Below are 12,486 nucleotides of genomic sequence, written 5' to 3'. Positions count from 1 at the left end.
GGGCTGCACGGCAGCCTAGATTTAACCTGACATTTGTCGCGCATTGCACACATTTAACGCAAATTAACAAATCGCGGAAACACTCGAAAACAAACGGGCCTGCCAGTGGCAAGCCCGTCCGGGTCATTACGGTTGGTGCGCGCTTTAAGCCGGTGCCAGCAAAGCCAGTTGCGCTTCAGTCAGGTAGGTCCATTCACCCTCTTCCAGTGCCAGTGATTCCAGCGTCAGGCTGCCGATGGCAACACGGCGCAAGGCCGAGCAATGGTTGCCGGCTGCCGCCAGCATGCGTTTGACCTGATGGTATTTGCCCTGCTCCAGCACGATCTCCAGCTCATTGGCGCCCAGCATGCGGCAGGTTTGCGCCGCCAGCGGTGCCGGCTCGTCGTGCAATTGCACACCGTCCAGCAACTGCGCGATCAGTTCCGGCGTGACCGGATCATGCGTTGTGGCAACATAAACTTTAGGAATATGGCGTTTCGGCGACGATTGCGCATGGATGAAAGGACCGTCGTCCGACATCAGCAGCATGCCGGTCGTATCGTGGTCCAGCCGCCCGACCGGCTGCAGTTCGCGCCAGGTGAATTGCTCGGGCAATAAGGTCAGCACGCCCGGATGGTGGCTGGGCTTGCGCGAACATTCAAAGTTGGCAGGTTTATTCAACACGATGTAGACGTGCTCGCGATAGCGCCACACTTCATCAAAAATCGTGAATTCAAGGTCGCTGGTATCGAAAGCGGCGCGGTAATCAGTCACGCTTACGCCGTTGATGCTGACTTCGCCGTCTTCAATCAGGTTGCGGCAGTATTTTCTGGTGCCGTATCCCTGCGATTGCAGGATGCGGTCTAGGGTCAATTTACTCATGGCGGCACTGTACCAGAATGAGCCGGATTTATCAGCCGCGGCGCTTAAAATCCACCACTTCAGGCATTGACTTGTCACAAGCGCAAGGGCTTGGTCTGCCGGCGATTTTCTATTTAGCCACTGCACACGATAAAATGCGGGTATCTATCGAAAAAGGAAAGCAGTCATGAGCCAGTTCTGGAGCCCTATTGTGCAAACACTCACGCCATATGTACCGGGTGAGCAACCGAAATTGCCGGGCTTGATCAAGCTGAACACCAATGAAAACCCTTACCCGCCGTCGCCTGCCGTCATGTCGGCGATGCATGCGGTCAGCGCCGACACCCTGCGCCTCTACCCGGACCCGGATTCCAGCGCGCTGAAGCAGACGCTGGCCGATTACCACCAACTGGCGACCAATGAGATTTTCATCGGCAATGGCTCCGATGAAGTGCTGGCCTTTGTCTTCATGGCCCTGCTCAAGCACCAGGCACCCTTGCTGTTCCCGGACATCACTTACAGCTTCTATCCGGTCTATTGCAAACTGTTTGGCATCGATTACCAGGAAATCCCGCTGGATGAACAGATGGGCATCCGGCCGGCCGATTATCATGCACAGTCCTGCGGCGGCATTATCTTCCCGAATCCGAATGCGCCTACCGGCATCGCGCTGCCACTCGCGGCGATCGAAGAATTGCTGGTCAAACAGCCGAATGTCGTGGTGGCTATCGATGAAGCCTATGTCGATTTTGGTGGTGAAACCGCGATTCCGCTGATCCGTAAGTATCCGAACCTGCTGGTGATCCGGACTTTCTCGAAGTCACGCTCGCTGGCCGGCTTGCGCGTCGGCTTTGCGATGGGTCATCCGAAACTGATAGAAGCGCTGGAACGCGTGAAGAACAGCTTCAACTCCTACCCGCTGGACCGCATGGCCCTGACCGGCGCGGTCGCCAGCTATGGCGATGAAGCTTACTTCCAGCAAACCCGCCAGGCGATTATCGACAGCCGTGACCACATGACGCAGGAACTGGAAAAACTCGGTTTCTCGGTATTGCCGTCAACTGCCAACTTTATCTTCGCGCGCCATGCTTCCTTGCCGGCCAGCCAGTTGGCGGCCGGTTTGCGCGAACGGGCGATTATCGTGCGTCACTTCAATCATCCGCGCATCAACCAATACTTGCGTATCAGCATCGGCAATCCGGATGAGTGCAAGGCACTGATCCAGACGCTGCGCCTGTTGACGTCGGAACATTAAAACGCCGGGTTTCCCATGGCTGCAATCTGCTATGGGAAATATCGCCACATCTGATGCTGTAAAGCGTGCGGTACAGGGTGTATGCTTTTGCTGATCCTGAAGGAGAAAATGATGTCGGAACCGATCAAGCAGGAACCCGAGAAAATGTCGTTTTTTGCGACGATGGGTGCTATTTTCTGGTCTTTCATCGGCTTGCGCCGCCGCTCCGATTACGAAAAGGATGTGACCGGACTGAATCCTTTCTACGTTCTGGTCGCCGCCCTGCTGGGCGTCGCCATCTTCATCGGCATCCTGCTGACCGTGGTATCACTGGTGCTTAAATAAAAATAGCGAGCTAGCCGGAACGGCACGCTCGCTATTGCAATCAAACCAGTTTCGTTTCAACAATCAGGCATACACAGCCAGATGCTTGCTCTGCAAGGCCCACTCCGCTTCCACCACATGTAAATGTTGCGCCCGCATCGTCGCTTGCAACGATGGGATGGAGCCGCCCGCCTTGTACGCCAGGCTGACATGCAATTGATCACCGGCTTGCACGCTGACCGGCTCCGCCAGCGGCAGGACCAGGTAGTGATTCAACCAGTCTATCGTGGTCGATTGCTGCATATTGACGGCCAGGATATTCTTGGTCACGAAACGCAAGGCATTCACCGTGCCGGCATGTTCAATCGCAAACACGCCTTCCCAGGCAATCTGCGGATTCACCGCCTGCGTGAAATCCAGCATCGAATAAACCGATGGCTGCGCCAGTTCTACGCTACCGGTCTGGATGAAAGTCGGTTCCTGGAATTGCACGATAGGCGCGTTATAGCCTTCGAAGCAGTAATCCTGCTGCAAGGGCTGGACCGCCATGATCATTGCTTCCGGAATAAAGAGTGGCAACGGGCCGCCGAATTTTTCAAGGTAGCGCTGTTTGAATGATTCGATAACTTGCACCTGCTTTTCGCGCAGCATGGCGACGTGGATCATTTCGCAAATCACGACATCAACCGGTTCCGGCGGCAGGTATTCAAAGGCATCACCCTGTATCACTTCGACCCGCTCGCCATTCACATTCTGTGCGAGGAAGCGTTTCGCTTCCGCCACCAGGTCCGGATTGTATTCGACACACCAAACCTTTTCCGCCTGGGCCGCCGCAAACCATGACAGCACACCGGTACCACCACCCAACTCCAGCACCTTGGCGCCGGGCGCCACCAGGTGCGTAATCGCCGCCTTGAAGCCGGACATGCGGCGATTGTCCATCAGCATATTGTGGTGGTAGTGCACAGGGATGAATTGGCCCAGGTAACAGCTTTCAAGTTCGCGTTCGGTCAGCATGTGTTCATCCTTATGGATAGTCGGTGAGCTGCCATCCCCGGCTGGGAATGACGGCATGGAACACCATTATCGTGAACGGATGACGAAACAAAGGGACGAGATGCACCAGTTTTAAGCAGCTGTTCCCTGCTTGAAAAAATGCGCTTGATGAATGAAAAGGAAGGACGCCGGCCCCCGGACCAGGGACCGGCAACAGGAAATTAAACTGCCGGCAACACCGGTGTACCCATCAGTACGGTGACCGTATGTGCGGTGCCATCATCCCGCATTGTTACAAAGTGATCCGGCATCACCACGCCATCCAGTTCAACGCGCAGCACACCCTTGCTGATACCGGTCGGATTCTGGATCGTGATGTTATAGACGGCGGCACCATAGCGATAATGCAGTTTCGCACTACGCCACTCATTCGGCAGGCAGGGATCGAGGCTCAATTTGTCCGCTTGTATGCACAAGCCCAGTATCGATTCGACCCCGGCCCGGTACAGCCAGCCGGCGGCACCGGTGTACCAGGTCCAGCCGCCGCGCCGGACATGCGGTGACTCGGCATAGATGTCAGCCGCCACCGCGTACGGCTCTACCTTGTAGGCTGCCATCCCGGTGCGCGAACTGCTGCGATTGGCCGGATTGATCATCTTGAACAAATCATGCGCCTGGCCACCCTTGCCCATCTTCGAGTATGCAATCAGGCACCACACTGCGGCATGCGTGTACTGTCCGCCGTTTTCGCGTACGCCCGGCAAATAACCCTTGATATAACCCGGGTCCAGCGGCGTCTTGTCGAATGGTGGCGTGAACAAGAGGATCAAGTCATCGCCCGGACGGATCAGGTATTGATCGACCGATTCCATCGCACGCTGGCTGCGTTCCGGCTCACCCGCGCCGGAAATCACCGACCAGCTTTGTGCAATCGAATCGATGCGACATTCGGCATTGCTGGCGGAACCCAGTGGCGTACCGTCGTCAAAGTAGGCGCGGCGATACCATGCACCGTCCCAGGCATGCTGCTCGGTTGCCTTCTTCAGTTTCTCTGCATGTTTGCGCCAGCGTGTCGCACGCGCCTTGTCCTTGCGCGCTTCCGCCACCGGCGCAAAGCGCAGCAAGGTCGCATACAGGAACCACGCGAGCCACACGCTTTCGCCCTTGCCGCCATGGCCGACGCGATTCATGCCATCGTTCCAGTCACCGCCACCCATCAGCGGCAAGCCATGCGGGCCGGTATGCAGGCTATGGTCGAGTGCGCGTGCGCAATGCTCATACACGCTGGCCATCTGTTCCGAGATATGCGCTTCGAAGTAGGCATCTTCTTTTTCCAGCGGCAAGGGATCGCCTTCGAGGAAAGGCAGCATCTCATCGTAGATTTGCGCATCACCGGTGACATCGACATAGTGTGCTGCGCAATAAGGCAGCCAGATCAAATCATCGGAGATATGTGTACGCACACCGCGCCCGCTCGGCGGATGCCACCAATGCTGGACATCACCTTCCGGGAATTGGCGTGACGAAGCGCGCAGGATTTGCTCACGCGCCAATGTCGGTGCCACCAGTGCCAATGCCTGGGTATCCTGCAACTGATCGCGGAAACCGTAAGCGCCACCTGCCTGATAGAAGGCGGTACGGGCCCAGAAGCGGCAACTCAGGGTCTGGTAGAGCAACCAGCCATTGAGCAGGTAATCCATCGAACGATCCGGCGTTTCCACCTGCACCTTGTGCAAAATATTGTGCCAGTTACGCTGGCTGGTTTCAAAAACTTCGTCGATATCAGCTGCGCGGTAGCGCTGCACCAACCCGCGTGCGGCGTCCGCATCATCGGCCTGTCCCATCAGGAAGACGATTTCGACTTCGCTATCCGGCGCGATTTCGACCAAAGCCTGCAGCACACCGCAGGGATCGAAACCGGCACCAACCCGATTCGACAGCACGCTACCGTGCGTCAGCGCTTCCGGCTTCTGGAAGTTGCCGTTACGACCGATGAATTCCTTGCGGTCACCGGTCCATGCCGTTTGCTTGCCGCACAGGTCTATGAAGGCGACGCGTTGGCCGAATTCGATATTCCACGGGTTGCGCGCAAACATCGCACCACTTTCCGCATCGCGTTCAGTCGCGATGAATGGCATGTTATCGGCACGCGTTGCCCCCAACGCCCATTCCACATAAGAACTGAGCGACAGGCGACGCACACCGCGCGATACATTCTTCAGGCGCAGGCGACAAATCTTGACCGGATCATCCCAACTGACGAATTGCAGCAATTCACTGGCGATGCCACTGCAATTAAGTTCGAAGCGGCTATACCCCTGTCCATGGCGTGTCGTGTAAATCGCATCCGGCACGCGGATCGGCGAGATAGTCGGGCTCCAGAGCGCACCACTCTCTTCATCACGGATATAGAAGGCTTCACCCGACGGATCCGAGACCGGATCGTTGGACCAAGGAGTCAGTTTGTTTTCACGGCTGTTCTGGCTCCAGGTATAACCGGCACCACGTTCGGACACGGTAAAACCGAAAGTCGGATTAGCGATCACGTTGATCCACGGTGCCGGTGTGACCTGGTCCTGCCCCAGCACGATCACATACTCGCGCCCATCCTTGTCGAAACCACCGAGTCCGTTGAACAGCGCCAGTTGTGGCGGCACGCTAGGCGGACCGGCACGCGGCCCCTGTATTTCACGCTTGAGCCACGAAAATGGCGCATTCTCTTCGACTTCCGGACGCGCCTGCAATTGTTCGGCCAGGCTGCCCTGCCCGCCTTCCAGCACCACGCGTGCCGACGCCAGCAACAAAGTACGTTCATCGTCGGTAATGACATCCGCCCGCACGATAAATGCACCGCCACGCTCGGCCTGCTCCTGCTGTGCCGAGAAAGCTTGCGCCGCCCGGACCATGCCTTCCATCGCTGCCTGCAGTTCCTGCGCGTACGATGCGCCTTTTTCATTCAGGATCACCAGGTCCACCGGCAATTGCTTCATGCGCCAGTATTCATGTGCACGCAGTAACTGCGATACCAGGCGCAAATCTTCCTGCTTGGCCATGCGCAGCAAGACGATAGGCCGGTCGCCGGAAATGCCCTGTCCCCACAGGCCAGCATGGCTCAGGCGCATCGAACGTATGACGCGACCACTGGCACGCGCAGTGCGGTCCGAAAACAGGATACGGCTGGCCAGATGCTGGAACAGTTCGGCTTCGTAATGCTCAACCCGCAAATAATGCAATTGCACCTGTGCATGCGTCCACACCAGGGCCGAGATCCGCGAAAATGCCGAACCGTCATGGTATTTATCCGCCAGGCTGAGTATCTCTTCACGCGAGTTCGCGGCCATCGTCGAAAATACCAGATGCACGATTTCATCCGGTTCCAGCCTTACCCTGACGCGCAGGCTGAAAATAGGATCCAGTACCGCGCCGACTGTATTCGACAAAGGACGACCATCAATGATCGACAAGGGATTGCTGACACCCTGGCCGCGCCCGATGAAGCGGGCACGATCAGTTTCATATTCAATTCCTACTGCACTGTCACTCCCCTCACCACGCGCCACCACATGCGCCGCCCATGGTCGGGTTTCGCCATCCTTGCGCGGCCTACGCGAAGCCAGCAAGCCGCGTATTTCATGCAAGTACTCGGTTTCGACAAACAGGTTTGAAAACGCCGGATGCGCGATATCAGCCGCCACCGGTGCCAACAGCACTTCCATATACGAAGTCACTTCGATATAGCGGGTGCGCGAACCGTTATTGGTCAAGGTCAGGCGACGCAGCTCGGTATCGTCTTCCGGTGACACGATCACTTCCAGCATGCTGGAAATGGAACCGTCGGCACGTGAGATACGTACACGATCTTCGGCGAACTTGACCTGGTATGAGTCGGGCTCAACCGCAGTCGGCTGGAAGCCGGCCGACCAGTACGCGCCACTTTCCGAATCACGCAGATAGATGTGGCTACCCCAATGGTCACGCGTTGCATCTTCACGCCAGCGCGTAATGCCCAATTTATTCCACAGGCTGTAACCGGAACCGGCAGCCGTCATCATGACTGCATAATGTCCGTTCGACAGTAACTGCGTCTCCGGCGTCGCCGTCATCGCGCTGTTGAACTCCCGTGCCACACCGGATTCCGGCATCACCACGGTCGGCCGCTCGCGTTCTTCACGCAATGCCAGCGAAGTCGGTTGCACCCAGCGCGGCTGCGATTCATGCAACAACAATTCTGCGGAACGAATAATCGGTTCGTGATGGAAACGATGGCGCATCACATTGCGATTGATCACATTGCCCAACGCCACCAGCAACATACCCTGGTGATGCGCCATATAGGCACGCACGATCGCCATGGTCTGGTTCTCGGCGCGACGGCCCGGCGTAAAGTCCAGTGCCTCATAGAAACCGTAACGACCCAATGCACCGATTTCAGTCAGGCTGCGGAAATTAGCGACCGCGCTTTTTGGCATATACATTGCCGCCAGGCCGGTCGCATACGGTGCGATCACTATATCTTTTTCCAGCCCGCGCTTCAGGCCCAGGCCCGGCACGCCGAATGCAGAGTATTGATAAGTGAATGCGCGATCGCGTACATTCAACGCAGATTCGGATACCCCCCACGGTACGTGGCGCTCCTTGCCGTACTCGATCTGGCGCGCGACGATATCGCGGCAAGTCTGGTCCAGCATGCTGCCGCGCGGCGAGGAAATCACCAGTGACGGCATCAGGTATTCAAACATCGACCCTGACCATGATGCCAACACCGGACCATTAATCCCGGGCAGCATGCGTCGACCGAGGCGGAACCAGTGTGATGGCGGCGCCTGCCGTTCGGCAATCGCCACCAGGCTGGCCAGCCGCGCTTCCGACGCCAGCAAATCATAATAACTATCGTCCAGCTTGCCTTCGTCGACGTTGTAACCGATGGAAAACAATTGTCGTTCCGGCGACATCAGGAAACTGAAATCCATTTCGACTGCCATGGCACGCGTCGCGCGCTCCATGTTTTCCAATCGTTCCAGCCATTCGACGCCCAGTACCGCAGCCTGCATCAGCGAGCCATCCAGCGCATCGAACAGCTGCTGTGGAATGACGTCGGGATCCAGCCGGTTCTGTGACGCAAACAAGCGTGCTATATCGCGCCGTGCCGCCAGGTAGGCAGTCGGCAAATCTTCCAGTGCCACATGTATATTGATGTGTGAATTGACGATCTGCCACAACTCGACATTCTTGCCGCCATCCTGCGCTTCCAGGTGTACCCATGGCATCATCACGACGAAATCATTGCAATGCATGCGTACTGTCACACGCAATTCATTGGCCCAGGTCAGCACTTCATTGTCCGGGCTCTTGATCTCTACCGAAAAAGCTTGCGCCAGGTCGAACAGATTCTCCGAACGTTCGACCATCTTTTCCCAAAACGTGTATGCCGGCGAAACGGCATTCGTCGTCAGCAGGAAATCACTGAATTGCTCAGTCCCTTTACGCAATTCATTGATGCTGACTGCCTGCGTACGTAACTCCGGCCCGATGCCATCTATTGCCAGGCGCAACAGTAAAACCGTATCCCGCATACCGGCGACGATAGTCGGTCGCAGGATGCTTTGTTCCTGCGCATCCTTGCAAGCCTGCGCCAGTGCAAACAAATGTCCGGCGAGATTGCCGCTATCCACGGTTGAGATATAACGTGGCGACAAAACTTCCAGCCGTTCGGTTTCATACCAGTTGTAAAAATGACCGTGATAGCGTGGCAACTTGTGCAAGGTATCCATCGTCGCTTCCAGCCGACGCATCATTTCGCTCAGGCCGATCCAGCCAAAGTCGCGCGCACTCACCACCGACAATAAATACAAACCGAAATTGGTCGGCGAAGTGCGATGCGCAATCACCGGCTGCGGGTCTTCCTGGAAATTATCCGGCGGCAGGTAGTTATCCTGCGCCACCACAAAGGTCGTAAAAAAACGCCAGGTACGGCGAGCAACCAGGCGTAACTCGGTTTCTTCACCGACATCCAGCTCTTCGACATTGGTATCCACCGGCGGCAGGCTGATGGCACGCGCAATCAATGGACTGGCCAGCCACAACAGGCAGAATGGCAAAGCCAGCCACAAGGCGGCAGGATGCAGGAAAGCAACCGCGGCGGCGATCACAACGGCGATCAGCATGCCCATACGACCACGCCACAAGAAGCTGCCGACCGAATATTTCTTCGCCCTTCTTACCTGGGCGGAAGTGACCCACTCCAACAACTTTCTGCGCGTAAAAATCAGGCGCACCAAAGTCCGCCCTATCGCATCCAGCATCAGCCACGAATACTGCGCCAGCACTGCCAGTGAAATAAAGACGACGGCGATCGTATCCGGCAAGACCGCCATGCCGCGCCGCCAGTGCGCTTTGAAGCTGAGGTCATCACGATGCGGCAACAAGTCGGAGAAAAAGCGAAATACGGCCGGTGGTGCCAGGCCGACGATAGCCAGTATCAGCCACGGCCAGGCCGGTGCATTGCCCAGGAAGAAAGTCGCAGCCAGCGTCAGCAGGATCGCCGGTGCCGTCAACGAGCGTCGCATGTTATCGGCGATCTTGAGGCGGTCTATCATCGACATCGAAACGCGTCCGGCATTCAGCAGCCATGGCAGCAACTGCCAATCACCACGCGTCCAGCGATGCTGGCGTGCCGCCGCTTCTTCGACGTGCGACGGAAAATCTTCAAACAATTCGACGTCATTCACCAGTGCACAACGCGCCAGCGCACCTTCAAAAAGATCATGGCTGAGCATGGTGTTTTCCGGTACCTTGCCGGACAAGGCGCGCTCGAAGGCATCAACATCGTACAAGCCCTTACCCGAATAACTGCCCCAGCCGAATACATCCTGGTACACATCGGATACCGCACCGCCGTACGGATCGACCCCGCCACGCGCAGAGAAAAAGCGACGATACAAGGTACGTTCCTGCTGCATCGGCAGCGTCGGCGTGATGCGCGGTTGCAGGATGCCGTACCCTTCGATGACCTGCATGGTGTCCGGGTCATGCCGTGGCTGGTTCAATGGATGGACCGCAACGCCGACCAGCGCACGCAATGCACCTATCGGTAAACGTGTATCGGCATCCAGCGTGATCACATAGCGCACATTGCGCGGCACCGGGATATCGTCGAGCAGGAAGGAGGTGTCTTGCGCATCACGCAGCAGGCGGTTGAACTCATGCAATTTACCGCGCTTGCGTTCCCATCCCATCCACTTGCCTTCCGCTTCATTCCACAAACGGCGGCGATGCAGGATATAGAAACGCGTCTGCCCGCTTTTGCTCGGGCCATAACGAGTATTGAGCATTGCTACACAGCGACGCGCTTTTTCCAGCAGCGGCAAATCCTGCGGCATGTGCTCTTGCTTTGCATCGGCCCAATCAGACAACAGGGTGAAATACACTTCACCGTCCGGATTCGACAAGTAATGCGTTTCCAGTTGCTGTATCTCTTCTTCTATACCCTCTTCGCTGGTCAGCATGATGGGTACCGCAACAAAGGTGCGCATATTTTCTGAAATATCCGCCAGCTCCACGCGCGGCAAATGACGCGGCCAGAACAGGCGCATCAAGACCTTGTTAACAAAGGCCACCGCGATATCAACCGCCGGGAACAAGCCGGCAATGATCAATACCGCCAACAGTGCCACCGGTATTCCCTTGTCATGCGTCGTCCACAAAGGAAACGCGAGGATCAGTACGGCAACCGACAGGATGGTCAACGGGTAATACAGGCTGGCATGTGCAATGTAATGACGGCGCAGCTTTTGTGTCAGGTGTGGTTTGTAACCCAGTTCCGCTTCGAGGTCGCTGCGACCGCGTCCCAGCAGGTAATAACCGGGATCGAGTGCGCGCTCATCGGCGACAACATCATCGGCCGACATCTGGCTGCGATGTGATTCAATTTTCCGTACCAATGCATCGGCAATCTGCTGTTCCGAATACCGTGCATTCAAGGCGATCTGCTGGATGATCTTGCGATAGCGATCGCGTGTCAGGAAATCCAGCTCCGCATAATTCGACAAGGTCTGTAGCTTCTGCTCGACTAGGCTGACCGATTCAAAGAAGTCACGCCAGTCATAAGCAGCGATGGTACGCATGCTGGTGATGATATTGCGTATGGTCTGGTTCGACGCGACTTGTGTCGTATGTTCACGCAAGACGATATCGTCTATGGTCGGCCCCTGGTCCAGCAGGCGTGCACCCAAGGCATCGAGCAGAGGCGTAAAGCCCGGTTGCTGGTAACGCAGACGCTGTACCAGTTGCACGACAAACGGCTGCAACAAACGCCCCGGCGGCAGGACGATGCCGGGCTGTTCATTCTCCGGCATCTTTTGCGCGATGACGATCAGGTCATTCGCAAAGTCATCGGCGGCCTGGCGTGCCGCCTGCGCCTTGACGACGCGGACTGCGACGCGCCGCAAATGTTCGAGCAGGACCACCCGCATCACCACCGGCAAGGCCCACAACTCGGCCATCGTCAGGCGCTGCACCGTTTGATAGGAACGGACAAAACGCAGGAATACATCAGCATCAAAGTGGTTATCGGTGTGTGCGGCAAATTCCCAGCACAAGGCGTAAATACGTACCTGTCCGGCATGATTGCCACCGATTAATTTAGGCAGTGCCTTGTACAGGCGACGCGGCAAGCCTTCGACCACACTCGCAACGTTCTCGTCGATCACATGCAGGTTATCGAGCAGCCATTCGGCAGCGGAAGTAATCGCGCGTCGCTCACCGGTCGCATGTTCGATCGCGGCATGAGCTGCGGTTATTATCTTGCCGTTTTCGCGTGCGGCAGTAACCAGGCTGGCACCACCGGCAGCGCTACCTATTTTTTGAATGGCAGCAAGATGCGCTGCGTGTGACTCCAGCCTTTCCGCGCTGAAAATTTCTACGCGTACCGGTTCCTCGGATGGAGAAGACGTATCTTCTGCAAAGGAAAAATCCGAATTTCGATTGAATAATTTTTTAAACAAAGCAAGCCTCACTTTGCTTGCAGGAAAAATTCAAACGAATATTCAGCCGCCGTGCCTGACATGACACGACATGGCGATTGCGCTTGCTAG

The 12,486-nt window shown here is 56.6% G+C and carries 5 protein-coding genes; 2 read left to right on the top strand and 3 right to left on the bottom strand.

The window, feature by feature from the left end:
• Nucleotides 1-144 precede the first annotated feature (144 nt).
• The gene (locus ACFQPC_RS04020) at nucleotides 145-861 is read right to left on the bottom strand and encodes a pseudouridine synthase (RefSeq protein WP_382270305.1); all 717 of its coding nucleotides are present in this window, start codon (nucleotides 859-861) and stop codon (nucleotides 145-147) included.
• 166 nt (nucleotides 862-1,027) lie between these two features.
• Between ACFQPC_RS04020 and hisC the strand changes: the two genes are divergently transcribed.
• Together hisC and ACFQPC_RS04010 are read left to right on the top strand one after the other, a co-directional pair.
• On the top strand, nucleotides 1,028-2,095 hold the full coding sequence (hisC, locus tag ACFQPC_RS04015; protein WP_382270304.1) for a histidinol-phosphate transaminase: 1,068 nt from the start codon (nucleotides 1,028-1,030) through the stop codon (nucleotides 2,093-2,095).
• A 108-nt stretch (nucleotides 2,096-2,203) separates the two neighbouring features.
• The gene (locus tag ACFQPC_RS04010; RefSeq protein WP_382270303.1) at nucleotides 2,204-2,419 is read left to right on the top strand and encodes a DUF2970 domain-containing protein; all 216 of its coding nucleotides are present in this window, start codon (nucleotides 2,204-2,206) and stop codon (nucleotides 2,417-2,419) included.
• Nucleotides 2,420-2,482: 63 nt separating this feature from the next.
• Here ACFQPC_RS04010 and ACFQPC_RS04005 read toward each other — a convergent pair whose 3' ends face one another.
• Nucleotides 2,483-3,415: a methyltransferase domain-containing protein gene (locus tag ACFQPC_RS04005; protein ID WP_382271868.1), complete on the bottom strand. Its 933-nt coding sequence runs from the start codon at nucleotides 3,413-3,415 to the stop codon at nucleotides 2,483-2,485.
• Nucleotides 3,416-3,615: 200 nt separating this feature from the next.
• The gene (locus tag ACFQPC_RS04000; RefSeq protein WP_382270302.1) at nucleotides 3,616-12,396 is read right to left on the bottom strand and encodes a GH36-type glycosyl hydrolase domain-containing protein; all 8,781 of its coding nucleotides are present in this window, start codon (nucleotides 12,394-12,396) and stop codon (nucleotides 3,616-3,618) included.
• Nucleotides 12,397-12,486 lie beyond the last annotated feature (90 nt).

The sequence above is a fragment of the Herminiimonas glaciei genome (assembly GCF_042664955.1).
Classification (GTDB): domain Bacteria; phylum Pseudomonadota; class Gammaproteobacteria; order Burkholderiales; family Burkholderiaceae_D; genus Oxalicibacterium; species Oxalicibacterium glaciei.
This window is presented reverse-complemented; position numbering and strand designations above follow the sequence as displayed.

Bases quoted from the DNA above. Each gene is read 5' to 3' on its own strand.
- ACFQPC_RS04010 (WP_382270303.1), top strand. From the start codon at position 2,204: ATGATGTCGGAACCGATCAAGCAGGAACCCGAGAAAATGTCGTTTTTT.
- ACFQPC_RS04005 (WP_382271868.1), bottom strand. From the start codon at position 3,415: ATGCTGACCGAACGCGAACTTGAAAGCTGTTACCTGGGCCAATTCATC.
- hisC (WP_382270304.1), top strand. From the start codon at position 1,028: ATGAGCCAGTTCTGGAGCCCTATTGTGCAAACACTCACGCCATATGTA.
- ACFQPC_RS04020 (WP_382270305.1), bottom strand. From the start codon at position 861: ATGAGTAAATTGACCCTAGACCGCATCCTGCAATCGCAGGGATACGGC.